General features: G+C 67.2%; 22 protein-coding genes and 1 riboswitch. Of the genes, 15 read left to right on the top strand and 7 right to left on the bottom strand.

Annotation, left to right across the window (positions count from 1 at the left end):
* The first annotated feature begins 69 nt into the window (after nt 1–69).
* From HWX87_RS02495 to HWX87_RS02450, 10 genes are all read left to right on the top strand, one after another.
* Nucleotides 70–906, top strand: coding sequence for an alpha/beta hydrolase (locus HWX87_RS02495; protein ID WP_176045512.1), 837 nt, complete (start codon nt 70–72; stop codon nt 904–906).
* A 62-nt stretch (nt 907–968) separates the two neighbouring features.
* On the top strand, nt 969–1,757 hold the full coding sequence (locus HWX87_RS02490; protein ID WP_176045511.1) for a glucose 1-dehydrogenase: 789 nt from the start codon (nt 969–971) through the stop codon (nt 1,755–1,757).
* A gap of 32 nt (nt 1,758–1,789) precedes the next feature.
* Nucleotides 1,790–2,539, top strand: a complete 750-nt coding sequence (locus HWX87_RS02485; RefSeq protein ID WP_176045510.1) for an electron transfer flavoprotein subunit beta/FixA family protein — start codon at nt 1,790–1,792, stop codon at nt 2,537–2,539.
* A gap of 16 nt (nt 2,540–2,555) precedes the next feature.
* Nucleotides 2,556–3,500 carry an FAD-binding protein gene (locus HWX87_RS02480; RefSeq protein WP_176045509.1) on the top strand — a complete coding sequence of 315 codons (945 nt, stop codon included), beginning with the start codon at nt 2,556–2,558 and terminating at the stop codon, nt 3,498–3,500.
* A 2-nt stretch (nt 3,501–3,502) separates the two neighbouring features.
* Nucleotides 3,503–4,030 (top strand): transferase hexapeptide repeat family protein, encoded by a 528-nt coding sequence (locus HWX87_RS02475; protein WP_176045508.1) that lies wholly within the window; start codon nt 3,503–3,505, stop codon nt 4,028–4,030.
* A 115-nt stretch (nt 4,031–4,145) separates the two neighbouring features.
* The gene (locus tag HWX87_RS02470; protein WP_176045507.1) at nt 4,146–4,394 is read left to right on the top strand and encodes a hypothetical protein; all 249 of its coding nucleotides are present in this window, start codon (nt 4,146–4,148) and stop codon (nt 4,392–4,394) included.
* 217 nt (nt 4,395–4,611) lie between these two features.
* Nucleotides 4,612–4,911: a hypothetical protein gene (locus tag HWX87_RS02465; protein ID WP_176045506.1), complete on the top strand. Its 300-nt coding sequence runs from the start codon at nt 4,612–4,614 to the stop codon at nt 4,909–4,911.
* Between the two features lie 168 nt (nt 4,912–5,079).
* Nucleotides 5,080–5,724, top strand: a complete 645-nt coding sequence (locus tag HWX87_RS02460) for a DUF1326 domain-containing protein (RefSeq protein ID WP_176045505.1) — start codon at nt 5,080–5,082, stop codon at nt 5,722–5,724.
* Nucleotides 5,721–6,512, top strand: coding sequence for a DUF2182 domain-containing protein (locus HWX87_RS02455; RefSeq protein WP_176045504.1), 792 nt, complete (start codon nt 5,721–5,723; stop codon nt 6,510–6,512). The genes HWX87_RS02460 and HWX87_RS02455 overlap by 4 nt, the downstream gene beginning before the upstream one ends.
* 53 nt (nt 6,513–6,565) lie before the next feature.
* Nucleotides 6,566–6,913 carry a copper-binding protein gene (locus tag HWX87_RS02450; protein ID WP_176045503.1) on the top strand — a complete coding sequence of 116 codons (348 nt, stop codon included), beginning with the start codon at nt 6,566–6,568 and terminating at the stop codon, nt 6,911–6,913.
* A gap of 9 nt (nt 6,914–6,922) precedes the next feature.
* Here HWX87_RS02450 and HWX87_RS02445 read toward each other — a convergent pair whose 3' ends face one another.
* Complete coding sequence (locus HWX87_RS02445) at nt 6,923–7,378, bottom strand: cupin domain-containing protein (RefSeq protein ID WP_176045502.1); 456 nt, start codon at nt 7,376–7,378, stop codon at nt 6,923–6,925.
* Between the two features lie 354 nt (nt 7,379–7,732).
* A complete protein-coding gene (locus HWX87_RS38295) occupies nt 7,733–8,230 on the bottom strand; it encodes a hypothetical protein (protein WP_347880171.1) in 498 nt (165 codons plus the stop codon).
* A 25-nt stretch (nt 8,231–8,255) separates the two neighbouring features.
* Between HWX87_RS38295 and HWX87_RS38290 the strand changes: the two genes are divergently transcribed.
* Nucleotides 8,256–9,074 (top strand): collagen-like triple helix repeat-containing protein, encoded by an 819-nt coding sequence (locus tag HWX87_RS38290; RefSeq protein ID WP_347880170.1) that lies wholly within the window; start codon nt 8,256–8,258, stop codon nt 9,072–9,074.
* A gap of 90 nt (nt 9,075–9,164) precedes the next feature.
* Here the strand turns inward: HWX87_RS38290 and HWX87_RS02435 are convergent, their stop codons facing one another.
* On the bottom strand, nt 9,165–9,614 hold the full coding sequence (locus HWX87_RS02435) for an Lrp/AsnC family transcriptional regulator (protein WP_176045500.1): 450 nt from the start codon (nt 9,612–9,614) through the stop codon (nt 9,165–9,167).
* A 116-nt stretch (nt 9,615–9,730) separates the two neighbouring features.
* On the opposite strand from HWX87_RS02435, the gene HWX87_RS02430 reads away from it, so the two are divergent.
* Nucleotides 9,731–10,363, top strand: a complete 633-nt coding sequence (locus HWX87_RS02430) for a LysE family transporter (protein WP_176045499.1) — start codon at nt 9,731–9,733, stop codon at nt 10,361–10,363.
* 14 nt (nt 10,364–10,377) lie between these two features.
* Here the strand turns inward: HWX87_RS02430 and HWX87_RS02425 are convergent, their stop codons facing one another.
* The 4 genes from HWX87_RS02425 to HWX87_RS02410 form a co-directional block, all read right to left on the bottom strand.
* A complete protein-coding gene (locus HWX87_RS02425) occupies nt 10,378–11,415 on the bottom strand; it encodes an alpha/beta hydrolase (RefSeq protein WP_176045498.1) in 1,038 nt (345 codons plus the stop codon).
* 22 nt (nt 11,416–11,437) lie between these two features.
* The gene (locus HWX87_RS02420) at nt 11,438–12,010 is read right to left on the bottom strand and encodes a TetR-like C-terminal domain-containing protein (RefSeq protein WP_176045497.1); all 573 of its coding nucleotides are present in this window, start codon (nt 12,008–12,010) and stop codon (nt 11,438–11,440) included.
* A gap of 129 nt (nt 12,011–12,139) precedes the next feature.
* Nucleotides 12,140–14,065 (bottom strand): TonB-dependent receptor, encoded by a 1,926-nt coding sequence (locus tag HWX87_RS02415; protein WP_176045496.1) that lies wholly within the window; start codon nt 14,063–14,065, stop codon nt 12,140–12,142.
* A 214-nt stretch (nt 14,066–14,279) separates the two neighbouring features.
* A riboswitch (cobalamin riboswitch) is annotated at nt 14,280–14,473 on the bottom strand.
* Between the two features lie 88 nt (nt 14,474–14,561).
* Nucleotides 14,562–15,620 carry an AraC family transcriptional regulator gene (locus tag HWX87_RS02410; RefSeq protein ID WP_176045495.1) on the bottom strand — a complete coding sequence of 353 codons (1,059 nt, stop codon included), beginning with the start codon at nt 15,618–15,620 and terminating at the stop codon, nt 14,562–14,564.
* A 166-nt stretch (nt 15,621–15,786) separates the two neighbouring features.
* Here HWX87_RS02410 and HWX87_RS02405 point away from each other — a divergent pair, with 166 nt between their 5' ends.
* Genes HWX87_RS02405 through HWX87_RS02395 form a run of 3 tightly spaced genes read left to right on the top strand, consistent with a single transcriptional unit; the run spans nt 15,787 to nt 17,790 of the window.
* Nucleotides 15,787–16,131, top strand: coding sequence for a hypothetical protein (locus HWX87_RS02405; protein ID WP_176045494.1), 345 nt, complete (start codon nt 15,787–15,789; stop codon nt 16,129–16,131).
* Complete coding sequence (locus tag HWX87_RS02400) at nt 16,121–16,753, top strand: Dabb family protein (protein ID WP_176045493.1); 633 nt, start codon at nt 16,121–16,123, stop codon at nt 16,751–16,753. The genes HWX87_RS02405 and HWX87_RS02400 overlap by 11 nt, the downstream gene beginning before the upstream one ends.
* A gap of 44 nt (nt 16,754–16,797) precedes the next feature.
* Nucleotides 16,798–17,790 (top strand): NADP-dependent oxidoreductase, encoded by a 993-nt coding sequence (locus HWX87_RS02395; RefSeq protein WP_176045492.1) that lies wholly within the window; start codon nt 16,798–16,800, stop codon nt 17,788–17,790.
* Nucleotides 17,791–17,799: the final 9 nt, after the last annotated feature.

The raw sequence follows: 17,799 nt of genomic DNA, 5'->3' as shown, positions 1-17,799 counted from the left end.
TGCCGGCCGGCGCCGGCGGCGCAATCATCGTGGCAGACATCCATCGAACGACGAAGGAGACAACCCGCGATGACGACCCTCACGACGCAGCCCGCCGGCATCTTCACCGACGTACCGGGCGGCATGCGCCTGCACCATTTCGAGGCAGGCGAGGGCCGGCCCGTGGTGTTCATCCACGGCAGCGGCCCGGGCGCCAGCGGCTTCAGCAACTTCAAGCACAACGTCCCGGCGTTCGCGGCGGCCGGCTATCGCGCGATCGTCGTCGACCTGCCGGGCTACGGGCAGTCGTCGAAGCCGTCCGATGTCGCCTATACGCTCGATTTCTTCGTCGGCGCGCTGCATGCGCAGCTGGCCGCGCTCGGGATCGGCCCGGCCGTGCTGCTCGGCAACTCGCTTGGCGGCGCGATCGCGCTGAAATACGCGCTCGACTTCCCGGATGAAGTCGACGGGCTGATCATGATGGCGCCGGGCGGCGTCGAGGATCGCGACACCTATTTCCGGATGGAAGGGATCCAGCGGATGGTGAAGCTGTTCACCAATCGCCAGATGAATGACGACACGATGCGCGAACTGCTGACGTTGCTCGTGCACGATCCGGCGATCGTCACCGACGCGCTCGTCGCCGAGCGGATGAAGGTGTGCGTCGAGCAGCCGACCGAAGTGCTGTCGACGATGAGCGTGCCGAACCTGACCGGGGCGCTCGGCGACCTGCGCTGCCCGATACTCGGCTTCTGGGGCACGGACGATCGCTTCAATCCGGTCGGCGGCGCGCTGAAGTTCCTCGAACACTGTCGCGATGCGCGCTTCGTGCTGATGAACCGGTGCGGCCACTGGGTGATGGTGGAACACGCCGATTATTTCAATCGGGAATGCCTCGATTTTCTTGCGACGCGGAATACGCGATAACGCCGGATGCCCTCGAAGGCCGCCGCGCACGCGGGCGGCCCCTCTGAAAATACGGAGACAACATGAAACTCATCGAAGAACTGTTCGACCTGCGCGGCAAGGTGGCCGCGATCACCGGCGGCGCGCGCGGCATCGGCGCGGAGACGGCGCGTACGCTGGCCGCGGCCGGCGCGAGCGTGGCCATTCTCGACGTGCTGTCGCAACCGGCCGAAGCGCTGGTCGAGGAAATTCGCGCGCAAGGCGGCCAGGCCGCGTTCTGGTCGCTCGACGTGACGCAGGAAGCCGACGTGGGGCGCGTGTTCGGCGAGATCGTCGCGCGCTTCGGGCGCCTCGACGTGCTCGTGAACAACGCGGGCATCGAAGGCCACAACGTGCCGACGCACGAGCTCACGCTCGCGCAGTGGCAGCGCGTGCAGGACGTGAACGTGAACGGCGTGTTCCTGTGCACGCGAGCGGCGATTCCGCATATCGATGCGGCCGGCGGCGGCTCGATCGTGAACCTGTCGTCGATGTACGGGATCGTCGGCGGCCCCGACGTGCCCGCGTATCACGCATCGAAGGCTGCGGTGCGGATGATGGCGAAGGTCGACGCGATGCTGTACGCGGCGAAGAACATCCGCGCGAACTCGGTGCATCCCGGCTATATCCGCACGCCGATGCTCGAGGACGCGTTCCGCCAGATGGGGCAGGACCCCGACAACGTGTTCGGTTATCTGCAAACACACGTGCCGATGGCGAAGATCGGCAGCCCGCGCGACATCGCGGCCGGCATCCTGTATCTCGTGTCGCCGGCTGGCCGTTACGTGACGGGCGCGGAGCTCGTGATCGACGGCGGTTATACCGCGCGCTGACGCGGCTTTCGCACAACAAGGGAGACGCACAGTTGAAAGTGCTCGTGGCAGTGAAGCGCGTGGTCGACGCGAACGTGAAGGTCGGCGTGAAATCCGACCGGACCGGCGTCGACATCGCGAACGTGAAGATGTCGATGAACCCGTTCGACGAGATCGCGGTGGAAGAGGCCGTGCGGTTAAAGGAAGCCGGCGTCGCGACGGAGGTGGTCGCCATATCGGTCGGCGTGGCGCAAGCGCAGGAAACGCTGCGCACGGCGCTCGCGATCGGCGCGGACCGCGCGATCCTCGTCGAATCGAATGCCGGCGTCGAGCCGCTGGGCGTCGCGAAGGTGCTGAAGGCGCTGGTCGACAAGGAGCAGCCGCAGCTGGTGATCCTCGGCAAGCAGGCGATCGACGACGATTCGAACCAGACCGGCCAGATGCTGGCCGCGCTCGCGGGGTTGCCGCAGGCGACGTTCGCGTCGAAGGTGGTGATTGCCGACGGCCGTGCGACGGTCGCGCGCGAAGTCGACGGCGGCGCGGAAACGCTGTCGCTGCAACTGCCCGCGGTCGTGACGACGGACCTGCGCCTGAACGAGCCGCGCTACGTGACGTTGCCGAACATCATGAAGGCGAAGAAGAAGCCGCTCGAGGTCGTGCAGCCCGGCGACCTTGGCGTGGATGTGACGCCGCGTTTGAAGATGCTCAACGTGAGCGAGCCGCCGAAGCGCGCGGCCGGCGTGAAGGTGCCGGACGTGCAGACGCTGGTCGCGAAGCTGAAGACCGAAGCCAAGGTGCTGTAACAGGGAACGCAACGAAATGACGATTCTGGTAATTGCGGAACACGACAACGCATCGATCAAGGCTGCGACGCTCAATGCGGTGGCGGCAGCGCAGGCGCTCGGCGCAGCGGGCGGTGGCGACGTGCATGTTCTGGTCGCGGGCCACGACGCGCAAGCGGCTGCGGACGCGGCGGCGAAGATCGCCGGTGTGTCGAAGGTGCTGCTGGCCGACGCGCCGCACCTGGCAGACGGTCTGGCCGAGAACGTCGAAGCGACCGTGATGAACATCGCGAAGGACTATTCGCACATCCTCGCGCCGGCAACTGCCTACGGCAAGAACATCGCGCCGCGTATCGCCGCAAAGCTGGACGTCGCACAGATCTCCGAGATCACGGGCGTGGTTTCGGCCGATACGTTCGAGCGGCCGATCTACGCGGGCAACGCGATCGCGACGGTTCAGTCGGGCGACGCGATCAAGGTCGTCACGGTGCGTGCGACGGGGTTCGATCCGGTGGCGGCCGAAGGCGGCAACGCGACGGTCGAGAAGATCGAGGTAGCCGCAGATGCAGGCCAGTCGCGGTTCGTGAGCCGTGAAGTGACGAAGCTGGACCGGCCGGAACTCACCAGCGCGAACATCATCGTGTCGGGCGGCCGTGGCTTGGGCAGCGGCGAGAACTACACGAAGGTGCTCGAGCCACTGGCCGACAAGCTGCAGGCCGCACTCGGCGCATCGCGCGCAGCGGTCGACGCCGGCTACGTGCCGAACGACTATCAGGTCGGCCAGACCGGCAAGATCGTCGCACCGCAGCTGTACATCGCGGTCGGCATTTCCGGCGCGATCCAGCACTTGGCGGGCATGAAGGATTCGAAGGTGATCGTCGCGATCAACAAGGATCCGGAGGCGCCGATCTTCAGCGTGGCCGACTATGGTGTCGTCGGCGACCTGTTCGCGCTCGTGCCGAAAGCGGTCGCGGCGCTCTGACGATGCCGCTGTTCGAATTCAACGGGATGCGTCCGCGCATCGATCCGTCCGCGTATGTCGATCCGACCGCGGTCGTGATCGGCGACGTGACGATCGGCGCGCGCTGCTACATCGGTCCGCATGCGTGCCTGCGCGGCGACTTCGGCGCGATCGTCGTGGAGGACGGCAGCAACGTGCAGGACGGCTGCGTGCTGCACGTCGGGATCGGCGAGACGTGCCGGCTCGGCGTGAACAGCCACATCGGCCATGGCGCGATCGTGCATGGCGCGACCCTCGAACCCGACACGATGATCGGGATGAACGCGGTCGTGATGGACGGCGCGACGATCGGTGCGACGACGATCGTCGCGGCATGCGCGTTCGTGAAGGCCGGTTACGACGTGCCGGGCGGCGTGCTGCTCGCGGGCATGCCGGGGCGCGTCGTACGGCGGCTGAGCGACGCGGAGATCGAAGCGAAGGCGAACGGCACGCGGATCTATCAACAACTGGCGGCGGATTGCCTGAGGACGATCAGGCAGATCGAAGGGTGAGCGGAAGGTGCATCTTTCACGCACGCCGGTCAATCGGGACGATACCCGATCAATTGCGTGACACGTCACCATTGGCTTAAGATCGGCAGGAGTTCACCACACGCGTCCAGCACCAATGAAAAAGAGCATGAGCCTGCGGGTCGCCGTCATCGCCTCTGCCGTTGCGGCATTCAGCATCTACATGCACATCGACCAACTGATCAGCGGCTGCATGTGGGTCAGGGGCCGTCAGCGCTGCAGTTTCGAAAACAGCGCGAATTTCGAAGGCTGGATGAATCTCGACCTGCTGGTCACATGTTGCTGGGTCGCCACCGCGGTGGTCGGATGGATGACGTTCGCGCAGGTCGCGAAGAAGCCGGAGTAGCGGCGTGACGCACGTGCCGGATTGGACGGGCACGAAATGCCGCGTTATCTGGCTGAATCTGTCAATCCGTGACAACGCGTATTCGTCGAGCGGCGGCGGGGGCGCTCTTCATCCATTCGAGTCAGTCATGAATCCGTGAACCGGTCGGCGGCCGGCACGATCGTGACGGTCCTTGGCGAGATGCGTTGCATCGCGCGTTGCGCGAGGGGAGGTTCCCATGCAATTTCCGACGGGATCGGTGGTCGCGCTCAGCTCGGCCGCCGCGACGATGTTCTCGATGGGCATGCTGTTTCTCGGTTACTGGGGATTGCACGAACCGCTGCCCTGGCGGTTCGGCGACTATGTCGTCGTGATGCTCGCGCTGGCGGGCTTCGCGTGTCTCGCCAGCGTGCCGTTTCTCGCAACCTCGCCGATGAAGACACCCGATGACGAGTCGCGGATGTTCGTCGCGCGGCGCGCGTTTCTGTGCGGCGCGAGCGCGGTGTGGTGTGCGATCGTCGCATCGTTGCTCGTCTGAGACGACGGGGCGGAGACAGCGGCCGGCACCTCGATGCGCATGCGGTTCGATAGGTCATATGTAAGCCGCGAAAACACCGTTTGCAGGTGGGTGATCCCTGCTTTGATTTCCCCGGTACCGTGCACTAGATTCGAAGCGTTTACATGTCACCGAGCGCGAGGTGGAGTCATGACGCCGTGGGAGATTCAGGGCACCGAAATGATCAGTTGCAATTGCTCATACGGTTGTCCGTGCCAGTTCAATGCGTTGCCGACCAACGGCAATTGCGAAGCGATGGGCGCGCTGTCGATCGACAGCGGCCACTACGGCGACGTGGTGCTCGACGGCGTCAGGATCGCGGTCGTGTTCCAGTGGCCGGGCGCCGTTCACGAGGGCCGCGGCAAGTGCCAGCCGATCGTCGACGAGCGGGCCAGCCCCGAGCAGCGCGATGCCGTGCTGAAGATCATGACCGGTCAGGATACCGATCCATTCGCGACGATGTTCTCGGTGTACGCGTCGACGCTCGAGCACGCGTTCGATCCGATCTTCACGAAGATCGATTTCGACGTCGATGTCGATGCGCGGCGCGGCCGGATTCACGTCGACGGCGTGTTCGACGCGGCCGGCGAGCCGATCCGCAACCCGGTGACGGGCGCCGAGCACCGCGTGCGGATCGACCTGCCGAACGGTTTCGAATACGAACTGGCGGAAATCGGCTCGGGCACGGGGCGCTCGCACGGCAACATCGCGTTGAATCTCGACGGCACCTATGCGCAGTTCGCGCGGCTGCACTTGAACAACCACGGCTTGATCCGGCATCGCGTCGCGGCATGACTCCGCTCGACTCCTGGCTCGGTCGCGAGCGCGTCATCACGCTGCTCGCGATGGCCGCACTCGTCGGCGTGTGCTGGTTCTACCTGTGGACCGGGGCGGGCACCGGCATGTCGGCGCTGGACATGACGACGTTCGCGCTCTTTCCGCACCGTCTCGCGGACGACATGGGCAGCATGGATCCGTCGCTGCCGACCGTGATCGCGATGTGGTGGGTGATGATGGTCGCGATGATGACGCCCGGTGCGGCGCCGCTCGTGATGCTGTACCGGCGCGTGCTGCGGCATCGCGGCGAGATGGCGTCGGGCTCGGCGTTCACGTCGGTGTCGCTGCTGGCCGGCTATCTGACGACATGGCTCGCGTTCTCGATCGGCGCGGCGCTGCTTCAGGCGATGCTGCAGCCGGCCGGATTGATCTCAGCGATGATGCTGTGGTCGAAGAGCGCCATCCTTTCCGCGGTCGTGCTGGCGCTGGCCGGACTCTATCAATTCTCGCCGCTGAAGCGCGCGTGCCTGCGGCAATGCCGTGCGCCGGCCGCGTTCCTGGTCGCGCACTGGCGTCCGGGCGTTGCGGGCAGTTTCCTGCTCGGCGTGCGTCACGGCGCGTACTGCGTGGGGTGCTGCTGGCTGCTGATGGCGCTGCTGTTCGTCGGCGGCGTGATGAACGTCGTGTGGATTGCCGCACTGTCGCTCCTCGTGTTCGCGGAAAAAGTCCTGCCGGGCGGCGAACGTATCGGCCGCGCGCTCGGCATCGTGCTGATCGCGTGGGCCGGTGTGACGTTGATCGTGTGACGGGCGGCACCACGGTGCAGCGGAATCGTGCGGGGCCCGGCGGGAGTCTATCGATGAAGTGCTGCTTGCATGGCGTCGCCGCGTGGTGCGCGATGGCCGTCGTCGCGCTGCCGGTGTTCGCGGGCGGCGACATGTCCGGCATGAACATGGGCGACACGACGATGTCGGCGCCGGATGCGAAGCTGACCGACGCCGAGGTCAAGGCGATCGACGCCGGGCGCGGGCTGGTGACGCTGAAGCACGGTGCGCTCGACAACGTCGGGATGCCGCCGATGACGATGGCGTTCAAGGTCGGCGAGGCGGGCATGATCGCGCCGCTGCATGCGGGCGACAGGGTGAGGGTTCGGGTTGAAAACGTCCACGGCACGCTTACGATCGTGAAGCTTGTTAAGCGGCCGTGACGGGTGACGCTATTCGTCGTGATCCACGAACACCTTGTTGGCGCCCGCCTTGTACAGACGCTTGCCGAGTTTCGGATAGTCGCACACGTCGTGTTCCGGCCGATCGCCGGCGACGATGTAGACGAGCGGCAGGTCGCCGGTATTGACCATCGTGTGCGCGGGGCCGCCGCGCGGGAATCCCATGAAGTCCCCCGGGCCGACCGGACAGGTCTGGCCGTCGATGGTTGCCTCGCCGAATCCGGACAGCACGTAAAGGCATTCCTCGCCGTACAGGTGCCGGTGATATTCGGTCGATTCGTGCCCCGGCATCAACGTCATCAGATGGAAGCCCAGTTGCGTGAGCCCGGTGGCGTCACCCAGCGATCGCTTCAGGCGGACGGCATTCGCGTTCAACGGATGGACGGAATGCTCCGGTTCCATCGCCGCGATATCGGCGGCGGTCAGGATTGCTTGCGGGTTGTTCATCGTTTGTCTGGTCCGGGGATCGGAGCGCCGATGGCGCGGATAGGGGAGATGTCGGGGCAGGTTTCGACGATAGCACCGTTGAGTACGCTCGAAGGAGGGCGGCGACGCGATGCGTCGTCATTTGTCGCGCGGTGCTACGTAACATCGGATTCGTGTTACGGAAGCGTTACTGGAACGTAAGGTACGCGCACGACGAAAGATTGGGCAACCGCGCCGTGGATCGTCCACGCAAGGCCCGCCGGACGGCGCGATCCGATGCGATGGCCGGATCGTCAGCGGTCCTGATGGCGATGGCACGGTAGATGCTTGCTGGAAGCACGACGTTGAATAGCTGACGGGGACTTCCATGCACAATCATTTCATCAAGGCGAATGGCGCGCTTGCCGCCATCGCTGCGGCGTGCGCGCTGGCGGCGTGCGGCGGCGGCGATATTTCGGCGCCGACACTGCCGGGCAACAACATCGCGACGAGCACGAGCGGGACCAGTGGCACGAGTGGCAGCAGCGGTACGAGCAGCAGTGGCACGAGTAGCAGCGGCACGAGCAGCAGTGGCGCGAGCAGCAGTGGCACGAGCAGCAGCGGCACGAGCAGCAGCGGCACAAGCAGCAGCGGCACAAGCAGCAGCGGCACAAGCAGCAGCGGCACAAGTAGCAGCGGCACGAGCAGCAGCGGCACAAGCAGCAGCGGCACGAGCAGCAGCGGCACAAGCAGCAGCGGCACGAGCAGCAGTGGCACGAGCAGCAGCGGCACAAGCAGCAGTGGCACGAGCAGCAGCGGGTCGAGCAGCAGTGGCTCCAGCAGCGGTAACACAAGCGGCTGGGGCACCAGCGGCGCGCCGGGCACGAACGGCATCGTCAGCTCCGTCGGCGGGATCGTGATGGATGCGGGCACCACGCTCGCCGGCGTCACCCTCCCCGGCGTCAGCAGGGGCGTCACCGTCGGGCCGGCCGACACGGTGACCGGCGTCGGCACGATCATCAGCGCGACGTCGAATGCCGTGAGTGCCGGCCTCGGCCAGATCGGCACCGTACCGAACCCGGTCGGCACGACGATCGGCGGCCTCGGCAACATCGTCGCGTCGACCAGCAACCCTGTCAGCGGCCTCAGCGAAACCGTCAAGGCGCTCGGCTCCGGCCCGCTGTCGCCGCTGGCGCCGCTCACGACACCGGTCAGCGGGCTGCTCGACACGGTGGCCGGCGGGCTGCGCACGGGCGGCGCGACGCTCGGCGCGGCGTTGTCGTCGGGCCCGGTCCAGCAGACGACGCAGGCGATCAGCACGGCGATCACGCCGCTCGTGACGACGGCGGGCCAGCTCACGCAGCAGGTCGGCACCGCCACCGGCCTCGGACAGCCGGTCGCCGGCCTGCTCGGGCAGGTCGGCGCGGCGATCACGTCGGCCGGATCGAAGGTGGCCTCCGCGTCGTCTCAGCCGCTCGTCGGCGGTGTCGGCAACCTCGTCCAGGCAGTCGGCAACACGGTCACGAATGTGGGCGGCCTCGTGAATCCAGGCGGCGCGAACGGCGCGGTGCCGATCTCCGGTCTGGTGACGAGCGTGGTCGGCGGTACTCCGGCGACCGTGCACAACGGTCCCGCGACCGGCACGGGCGGCGGCACGCCGCTGGGCGGTCTCGCCAATCCGCTTGCGCCGGTGACGTCGTTGGTGGGGGGCCTGCTCGGCGGCCTGGCCGGCAAATAACCGGCGTGCGTCGATCGCCGCGGCGGACTGGCGGGCCGGCAGCCAATTGGCGGCTTGTCGTCGACGGGCCGGCTGGCGCCGATCGACGCATCATCCGAGCTTCGACGGCGGCCGCGCCAGCCCGCGCACCGGCACTGGCGTCGACATCACGATCGACGTGCGCGTTTCGCCGTACAGGTTGATGCGTTCGATCAGCTGTTCGAGATGGGTCATGCTGGTTGCGACGAACCGCATCACGTACGAATCCTCGCCGGTCACGTGACGGCATTCGACGACTTCGGGAATCGACTCCAGCAACTTGAGGAATTTTGCCTTGGCCGGCTGCGGCACCGTGATGCCGATCAGCGCGCTCACCGGGTAGCCGGCCGCGACCGGGTTGATTCGCGCCGTGTAGCCCTCGACGACACCGGACGCCTCGAGGCGCTTCACGCGCTCCGTCACCGCCGGCACCGACAGGTGAACCTGGCGCGCGAGTTCGGTATAGCTGATGCGGCCGTTGGCCTGAAGCAGCGCCAATACCTTCCAGTCCAGATCATCCATCGCGGCGGGATTTTTTAAGGTAGAGCGCCTATTTTTCCTTAAAAACCGCATTCAGCGGTGACCGGACTTTCCCTACGATGCCTGTTCGACCCGTTGCATGTCGCAAGGAGCAGGCAATGTTGTTCATCAAGTCCGTCGTGATGGGGCTGTCGATCGCGGTGCCGGTCGGCCCGATCGGCATGCTGTGCATTCAGCGCAGCCTGAGCCGCGGTTTTCAGGCAGGGTTCGCGACGGGTATCGGCGCCGCGTGCGCCGATGCGATCTACGGCCTGATGGGCGCGCTGGGCATCGCGGGCATCGTCACCGCATTCCCGATGCTGACCGTCGCCCTCAAGATCGGCGGCGGCGTGTTTCTCGTGTGGCTCGCGTGGTCCATCGCGCGCCAGCCGCCGGCCGCGGCCGCGCTGCAACGCGACTTGCCGCGCACGACCGTTCTGCGCGATTTCCTGACGACGTTCGGCCTGACGCTGTCGAACCCGATGACGATCCTGTCGTTCGTCGGGATTTTCGCGGCACTCGGCCCGCTATCAGGCACGCACGAAGGCGCGATGCGGCCGGCCGTCGAGTGGATGGTCGCCGGCGTGTTCGTCGGTTCGGCAACCTGGTGGCTGTGCCTGAGCGGCGCGACGGCCGCGCTGCGCACGAGGATGTCGTTCGCGTTCATGCACGGGTTGTCGCGCGTATCGGCCGCCGTCATCGCGGTGTTCGGCGCGATCCAGCTGGTCGCGGGTATGCGCGGCCTGGCCTAGGGCGTGAACAGGCCCTAGGCCCGAAGCGGGCTGCCGTTCGGTCGAACGCCTTCGACCGCTTGCAACGCCCGCGCATGCGCCTGCACGAAGCGCGTGATCTCTTGGCTCAGTTCGATGTCTTCCGGCGCGCCCATGAACCCGCCGTGCGGCATCCCTTCGAACACGTGCAACTCGGTCGGCACCTGCGCGCGCCGCAACGCGCGATGCAGGCGGACCGCGTTCGACAGGAACAGGTCGCGCGTACCGCTCTGGAGGAACGTCGGCGGGAAGCCGGCCGAGAAATCGCCGAACAGCGGCGACAGATACGGATGCGCGAGCTCGGCGCCGTTCGCGTAGAGCAGGTTGTTCGCCATCAGCGAAGCCGGCAGCACGACGTCGACGAGCCGGTTGGTCTCGAAGCTGTCTCCGGATTCGGTCAGGTCGGCTTCCGGCGACAACAGGACGAGTGCGGCCGGCAGCGGTAAGCCTTCGTCGCGGGCGCGCAGCACCATCGCGGCCGCGAGATTGCCGCCGGCCGAGCGGCCGCCGACGACGATGTTCTCCGGCGCATGGCGTTCCAGCACGAACGCATAGGCGGCGATGCAATCGTCGAGCGCGGCCGGATACGGATGGTCGGGTGGCATGCGGTAGTCGACGCCGTAGCAGCGCATGCCGAGCCGGTCGGCCTGCATCTGCGCGCCGGCGCGGCAAGCGGCACCGCCGCCGACGATCAGCGCGCCGCCGTGCAGGTCGATGTACGCGCACTCATCGGACACCGTTGTTTCGGGCGTCGCGACGTGCACGTCCGCGTGGCCGGCCTGGATCGTCTCGACGCTCGAACGCAGATACCCGGCGAGCTTCTCGACGGCGGCCGCGTAATGCTCGTCGGCGGCCGCTTTCACACGCATCCACGCGTCGACGTCGTCCGGCGCCGGCATCACGTGCAGCGCATTCAGCGGCACGCCGTCGTCGCCGACCAGTCGTTGCAACGCGGTTCGTGCTTCGTCGCTGATCGAAACCGGGAAGGGCACGACACGGCTCGGCAGCAGGACGCCGTCAGGTTTGTCTTTCATCGCTTGAATTCCATCCGGTGCGTCATGCGGCCGAAGGCCAGTGGCGCAGCATCACGTCCAGCGCATCGAGGCTGCGCGACCACGACACGTCGGAATCCGGCGCGCTGTGCGAGAAACCGCCGGCGCCTTCGAGCGTCACATAGCCCATGAAGAAGCCGCCGAGCAGGCGGATCGCATGGGCCTGTTCGGCTTCCGGCAAGTCGTAGCTGCGCAGCACGGCCGAGGTCATCCTGACGAGCCGGCCGCCCGCGCTCTCGGCGGCGCGCTCTGCGTTCACCGGATGGCGCGCGGCCGCAAAGCGGCCGGGATGCGCGCGCGCATAGTCGCGATAGACGTTCGCGAGCGCGGCCAGCGCGTCCTTGCCGGTGCGGCCGGCCAGCGCGTCGGTCGCACGATCGGCGAGTTCCTTCAGCGCGAACAGCGCGATCCGGCTCTTGAGGTCGTCGAAACTCGGGACATGGGAGTACAGGCTGGCTAGCTTGACGTCGAAGTGTCGCGCGAGCGCCGCGCCGGTGAGCTGCTCGAAGCCGGTTTCATCGGCGAGCTGCGCGCCGGCTTCGACCAGCTTGTCCACGGTAATGCCGGCACGTGCCATGACGGATGCTATGCAGGTTAGTCAAAAAACTAATTCTATTAGGTTTTGCTGCGATGTCAATTTTTCGTGCGTGCCGAGCGTGCTGGTCCGCCCCGGCGCCTGCGACGTAGGCGCCGATGTGATGGGCCATCAGAACGTATAACTGACCTTCCCGAACGCAGTCCGCCCGAGCGTGTTGTAGCCGTACGCGGTCATGTATTGCCGGTCGAACAGGTTCGACAGCGTGGCCGACACCGTCAGGTGCGAATTGATCCGGTACGACGCGCGCAGGTTCACGCTCAGGTACGACGGCAGGTACGTCGTGTTGGCCGGATCGTCGAACGTCGTACCGCCGTAGTTCAGCGACGCCCCCGTGGTGAGCGCGTGCAGGTGCAGTTCGTCCCACGAGTGGTCCACGTTCAGGCTGACCGTCTGGCGTGGCCGGCGGTTCAGCCAGCTGTCATTGGTCTCGTCCTGCGGATTCAGGATGCCGATCGCGACGCTCACCGGCGTGTAGCGGCCGATCGTCCCCTTGTACGACAGGTCGATCCCGCGAATATGCGCGCGGCCGATGTTGATCGGCGAGTACGTCGCGGGGTTGTACGCGATCAGGTTGTTGACGCGCGTGTCGTAGATCGCGGCGGAGAACGTGCCGTACGACGTGTTCGCGTCGAGCGCGGCCTCGACCGACGTGCTGCGTTCCGGGCTGAGGTTCGGATTGCCGTAGCCGGGGTAGTACAGGTCGTTGAAACTCGGCAGGCGGAACGCATTGCCGTACGACACACGCGCCGTGTAGACCGGCGTGATCGCCCACGACAGCGCGGCATTGCCGGTGTTCACGCCTTGTCCGGCGATGATCTCGCGACGCCCCGCGAGGAACATCGTGACGCTGCCGAGCGTGGCCGACTGATGCAGCGAGAACGCGGAGTCGTTGCGCGTCGGTATGCCGCCGGGTGCGTCGATCGGCAGGAATGCCTGTTCGCGCGTGAAGTCGTACGCGAGCTTGCTCTCGCCCGACAGCGGCAGGCCGAACAGATGGAATCCGCGCTCCTGATGGGTCAGGGACGTCGACGTGCTGATGCGCTGCGAATTGATCTGGTCGGTCGGGATGGACGGATCGCTCGCGTAGAGGAACTGGCGATCGTTCGCATAACCGAACGACTGGTCGAACTGCGTATCGGGCGTGATGTCGAGATGGAACGCGAGACCGGTCGTCAGCTGGTGATCGAGCTGGCGGTTCGCATAGCCGCTGTTGTCGTAGGACAGGTCGGAGCGGTGATACAGCGCGAAGGTCGAGATCGACCAGTTGTCGCGCGCGTAGCCGAGGCGCGCATCGAGATCCTGCGCGTGATACGGATTGCGGCCGTCCTCGTGATACGGCAAGACGGGTCGCGTCGAATCGATGCCGGCGGTGTTGTACGAGTGCAGGCCAAGCGAGTAGGTGAGCCCGCCAAGCGCGGCGAGCGGCCCGGTCGACGGCACCGTACCCGACGTGCGCAGCTGCGTGTCGAACGTCTTGTTCGATCCGCCGCCGACCGACACGGTGGTCTGGTTCGGCTGGTTCGACGAGCGGCGCGTGAACAGTTGCACGACACCGCCCATCGCGTTGGCGCCGAACGACGCGGCGGCCGGCCCCGAAATCACCTCGACACGTTCGAACGCTTCGGTCGGCAGGTCGGCCCACGGTGCGATGCCGGTGGTCGGCGAGCCGATCCGGATACCGTCGATGAACACGGCAACCTGGCTCGCCGACGAGCCGCGGATGCTGACCGATGCGGACGAGCCGGGGCCACCGGTCTGCGAAACGGTCACGCCGGGCAGCATCGCAAGCGCCTGCGTGATGCTCGGCTCGCTCGGCGACAGCCGGTCGAGATCCGTTCTCGTGAGTACCTGGGTCGACGCATAGCGGCCGTCAAACGATTCGGGCAGGCGACGCGTGTCGGTCACGCTGATCGTCGGCAAGTCGACACTTTCCGCCGGCTGGGCGGGCGGCTGGAGCGCGGTGTCGCCGGCATGGGCGATCGGGGCGAGCAGCGCGGAGGCGGCGGACGTGGCGAGCAGGTAACGAATGTTCATGAGACGGCGAGAGAAAGCGCGTTGCGCGTACGGCGATCGTGAGCGGACGGCGGGCAGGTTGCGCGTGCCGGCGGCGTGTCGGTGCGACGCTTCCGGCAAGGAAGCGGATTCGGGAACGAAGGACATCTGACGGATCCTGAGGTCGGTTCGTCCATGCAACGGGCGGCCGCCAACGGCGGTGCTTGCACATCGGGACACCCCGCCCGGTGCGGCTGCTGGACCTCGGGTCGATGGCAGGTCTCCTGGCTCGCGGGTCGTCATCCGTGCAGGCCTTCCCGGTTTCCCAGTGGCATGCAGTGGCACGGATTCGCCGCTCACAGTTGCGGGGGCAGCCGCAGATTCGAGGCGTTGCCCCTCCTGCGTTCCCTTTTGATCCCATCCCTGGGAACCATCAGCGCGCAAGGGTAATGGCGTGCGCTCGGGCGCGTCAATTACCGCGCCGCGCTGGGTGCGAAAAAACGTCATTACCCGGCGTTCGCTTTCCGAATCCTTGCGCTTATGCGCCGGTGCCGCGTGTCTTGTCTGAAGAAACGGGGTGGCCGGGCGTCATGCGGTCGCGCCTGAACCGGCTCGGCGCGACGCCGGTCCAGCGCACGAACGCGCGCCGGAACGCCTCTTCGCCGCCGAAACCGAGATACGCGGCCACGCGTGTAATCGGCCAGTCCGTCTCATGCAGGCATCGTCGGGCCGCATCGGCCACGCATTGTTCGCGCAGCACGTGATAGCCGCTGCCTTCCGCCGCCAGCCGCCGGCGCAACGTCGCCTCGCTGACGCCGAGCCACGCGGCCAGCTCCGCAAGCGCCGGCAACGCCTGTTCCCGCGCGAGCGCCGCATCGAGAAAACCGCGCACTTGCTGCGCCCATGACACGACGGCCGGCGGCGCATCGATCAGACGAAACGGGAAGTCGACGAGAAACGCGTCGAGTTCGCCCGGCTGCCGGATCACGCGGCAATCGAGCCGCGTCGCATCGAACGCGAAGCCATAGGTTTTCCGGCCGACGTCGACCGGCGCGTTGAACAGCCCGAGCAGCGGCACCGCGTCGTCGCGGCGCGGATGGCCGAGCCACACGTCGGTCGGCTGCAGCGGCTGCCCGATCAGCCAGCCGAACAGCTGCAGATAGCAGAACAGCCCGGTCACGTCGACGAGGCACGCGGCCGGGCTGCGCGCGCGGCGCAGCGAATCCATCCGGAACGTCGCACGCCCGTCGCGTACCGCGAGCGACAGCCCGCCGGCGCGCGGCGTCAACATCTCGCAGAAGTCGCGCGCGCAGCGGATCGCGTCGGCGAGCGTCGCGCAGCTCAGCAGGCACCGGCACATCAGGTCGACTTCCTGCTTGCGCATCGGCGGATGGCCGTTGCCGCGCGCGACCTGCGCCTCGAGCCGCTCGATTGCGTCGCGGTACAGCGCGACGAAGCCGCCCGATGTCATCGCCGCTTGCGGCGCGTGTGCCGTGTGGTCGGCCAGTGGCGCGCCGCTGCGAGTGAGTTCGTTCAGCAGGCGTGCGCCGAGACCTGGCAGCACGCGTCCGCTCGCCGGCAATACACGCTGTTTCATGAGTCTCCCGATCTGATCGTTGCGACAGGGGCCGGTGAGCGGGCCGGTAGGGGTTCGCGAGCAGCCCCCACGCAAGAATGCTATCCACGCCGGCCGCCTTCGGCCTCGCCGGAACGGCGTAGGCCGGCCATGCATCCCGACCCGAACGACCACGGACGATACGCGAATGATCCAGATCGTAGACGAAATCACGCTCGCGCCCGAGCGCATTCCCGACGTGCTCGCGCTGCTGCGCGAGCGCTACCTGCCCGGCCATGCGGTGCGCGGACTGACGGCGGCCGGCCGCTGGGTGTCGCCGCCCGTCGCGGTGCCGGGGCAGCCGAGCACGCTGTGGCTGACGTGGCAGGTCGACGATGCGTATTCCTATTACCGGATGCGCGCATTGACCGACGGCGACGTGGTTGCGTTCTGGATGGCCGTCGACGGGCTGTGCGATGCGCGCCGCCGCCACGTGATGACGGACGCCGACTTGCCGCTGCCCGCGCTGACGGAGGTCGACCATGCGGCATGACTCGGCACAGGTATTCGTTTCGGCCGATCGCGATGCGGAAGCGATCGAGCACGCATTGCGCGAAGCCGCGCACGCGCTGCCGGGCGCGAAACGCGTGGCGCTCGCGCGCAATCTGGAAGGCTGCTGGGGCGCGGGCGACTACACGCTCGACGTGCTGCGCGATGAACGGTTTGTCGATTCCTCGGCGGATTTCGCCGCACTGGCGCAACTGCCCGGCATCGCGCGCCTCGACGGTGCAGCATGCCGCCCGATCGGCGGCGGCCTGCGCGAGCCCGCGTTGCGCGACGGCATCTGGCGCACGCTGATGTTGCGTGTACGTCCGCAGGCAAGCGAAGCACAGGTCGCCTTGCTCGAGCACGAGTTGCTGCGGATGCCCGCGTTCATGCCGGGCATCCGCAACTGGCGCCTGAACCGGATCGAAACCCCCGGCGCATGGACGCACGTGTGGCAACAGGAATTCGCGCAGGTCGGCGATCTGCTCGGCGAATACCTGTTGCATCCGTATCACTGGGGTTGGGTCGACCGCCGGTTCGACGCCGAAAGCCCCGACTGGACGGTCGATGCGATCTCGCATGCGTTCTGCCCGCTCGCGTCGAGCCTGCTGGCCGACTCGGCGGCGTGACACGCCGCGCACACCCAACCGACAACACCTCTGGAGACACGAAGATGCGAGCGCTTCTGATCGACCGCGTCGGTCATTCCGACGCCTTACGGCTGGCCGACGTGCCGGCGCCGAAACCGGGCCCCGGCGACGTGCTGATCCGCGTCGCGTACGCGGGCGTCAATCCCGCCGACTGGAAATGCCGCGAAGGCTACCTCGGCGCATTCATGCAGTACACGTTCCCGTTCGTGATCGGCTTCGACGCGGCGGGCGTCGTCGCGGCGGTCGGCGACGGCGTCGACGGCTTCGAACCGGGCATGCGCGTGTTCGCGCAGACCGACGTCGGTGCGGGGCGCTGGGGCGCGTATGCGGAATACGTCGCGGTGCGTCACGACTCGGTCGTGCGGTTGCCCGACGCGGTGAGTTTTGCGGAAGCGGCCGCGACGCCGACGCCTGCGCTGGCCGCATGGGCCGGCCTGTTCGATGACGGCGGGTTGCGCGCGGGGCAGACCGTGCTGGTGCACGGCGGCGCGGGCGCGGTCGGCACGTTCGCGATCCAGCTGGCCGCCGAGGCCGGCGCGCGCGTCGCGGCGACGTGTTCGGCGCGCAATCGCGACACCGTCGAATCGCTGGGGGCGGAGATCGCCATCGACTACCGCGCCCAGGACATCGCTGCAGCGCTGCGCGCCTGGGCGCCCGGTGGCGTCGACCTGGTGCTCGACGCGGTCGGCGGCGACACGCTGCCGGATGCGCTCGACCTGCTCGCGCCGGGCGGCACGCTCGTGAACATCTTGACGCTCGCGGCCGGCGATGCCGAGCGGCTGGCCGCTGTCGGCGCCGAAGCCGCGCATCGCGGGCTGCATGTCGCGCTGACCTACAGCCGGATGCCGAGCGGCAACACGCTCGCGTCGATCGCCGAACGGCTCGGCCGGCGCGCGTTGCGCGTGCCGCGCTTCGACAGTTTCCCGCTCGAACAGGCGGCCCGCGCACTCGATCTCGTTCAAACGGGCGAGGCGAAAACCAAGCTCGTGCTGCACGTTGCGGATATCGCGGGCTGAACGACACGC

The sequence above is a fragment of the Burkholderia sp. BCC1644 genome (assembly GCF_902833225.1).
GTDB lineage: Bacteria > Pseudomonadota > Gammaproteobacteria > Burkholderiales > Burkholderiaceae > Burkholderia.
The sequence above is the reverse complement of the archived record's forward strand: the minus strand, read 5'-3'. Positions and strand labels throughout refer to the sequence as shown.

Bases quoted from the DNA above. Each gene is read 5' to 3' on its own strand.
- HWX87_RS02495 (WP_176045512.1), top strand. From the start codon at position 70: ATGACGACCCTCACGACGCAGCCCGCCGGCATCTTCACCGACGTACCG.
- HWX87_RS02490 (WP_176045511.1), top strand. From the start codon at position 969: ATGAAACTCATCGAAGAACTGTTCGACCTGCGCGGCAAGGTGGCCGCG.
- HWX87_RS02480 (WP_176045509.1), top strand. From the start codon at position 2,556: ATGACGATTCTGGTAATTGCGGAACACGACAACGCATCGATCAAGGCT.
- HWX87_RS02475 (WP_176045508.1), top strand. From the start codon at position 3,503: ATGCCGCTGTTCGAATTCAACGGGATGCGTCCGCGCATCGATCCGTCC.
- HWX87_RS02470 (WP_176045507.1), top strand. From the start codon at position 4,146: ATGAAAAAGAGCATGAGCCTGCGGGTCGCCGTCATCGCCTCTGCCGTT.
- HWX87_RS02465 (WP_176045506.1), top strand. From the start codon at position 4,612: ATGCAATTTCCGACGGGATCGGTGGTCGCGCTCAGCTCGGCCGCCGCG.
- HWX87_RS02460 (WP_176045505.1), top strand. From the start codon at position 5,080: ATGACGCCGTGGGAGATTCAGGGCACCGAAATGATCAGTTGCAATTGC.
- HWX87_RS02455 (WP_176045504.1), top strand. From the start codon at position 5,721: ATGACTCCGCTCGACTCCTGGCTCGGTCGCGAGCGCGTCATCACGCTG.
- HWX87_RS02450 (WP_176045503.1), top strand. From the start codon at position 6,566: ATGAAGTGCTGCTTGCATGGCGTCGCCGCGTGGTGCGCGATGGCCGTC.
- HWX87_RS02445 (WP_176045502.1), bottom strand. From the start codon at position 7,378: ATGAACAACCCGCAAGCAATCCTGACCGCCGCCGATATCGCGGCGATG.
- HWX87_RS38295 (WP_347880171.1), bottom strand. From the start codon at position 8,230: ATGCCGTTCGTGCCCGGCGCGCCGCTGGTGCCCCAGCCGCTTGTGTTA.
- HWX87_RS38290 (WP_347880170.1), top strand. From the start codon at position 8,256: ATGGATGCGGGCACCACGCTCGCCGGCGTCACCCTCCCCGGCGTCAGC.
- HWX87_RS02435 (WP_176045500.1), bottom strand. From the start codon at position 9,614: ATGGATGATCTGGACTGGAAGGTATTGGCGCTGCTTCAGGCCAACGGC.
- HWX87_RS02430 (WP_176045499.1), top strand. From the start codon at position 9,731: ATGTTGTTCATCAAGTCCGTCGTGATGGGGCTGTCGATCGCGGTGCCG.
- HWX87_RS02425 (WP_176045498.1), bottom strand. From the start codon at position 11,415: ATGAAAGACAAACCTGACGGCGTCCTGCTGCCGAGCCGTGTCGTGCCC.
- HWX87_RS02420 (WP_176045497.1), bottom strand. From the start codon at position 12,010: ATGGCACGTGCCGGCATTACCGTGGACAAGCTGGTCGAAGCCGGCGCG.
- HWX87_RS02415 (WP_176045496.1), bottom strand. From the start codon at position 14,065: ATGAACATTCGTTACCTGCTCGCCACGTCCGCCGCCTCCGCGCTGCTC.
- HWX87_RS02410 (WP_176045495.1), bottom strand. From the start codon at position 15,620: ATGAAACAGCGTGTATTGCCGGCGAGCGGACGCGTGCTGCCAGGTCTC.
- HWX87_RS02405 (WP_176045494.1), top strand. From the start codon at position 15,787: ATGATCCAGATCGTAGACGAAATCACGCTCGCGCCCGAGCGCATTCCC.
- HWX87_RS02400 (WP_176045493.1), top strand. From the start codon at position 16,121: ATGCGGCATGACTCGGCACAGGTATTCGTTTCGGCCGATCGCGATGCG.
- HWX87_RS02395 (WP_176045492.1), top strand. From the start codon at position 16,798: ATGCGAGCGCTTCTGATCGACCGCGTCGGTCATTCCGACGCCTTACGG.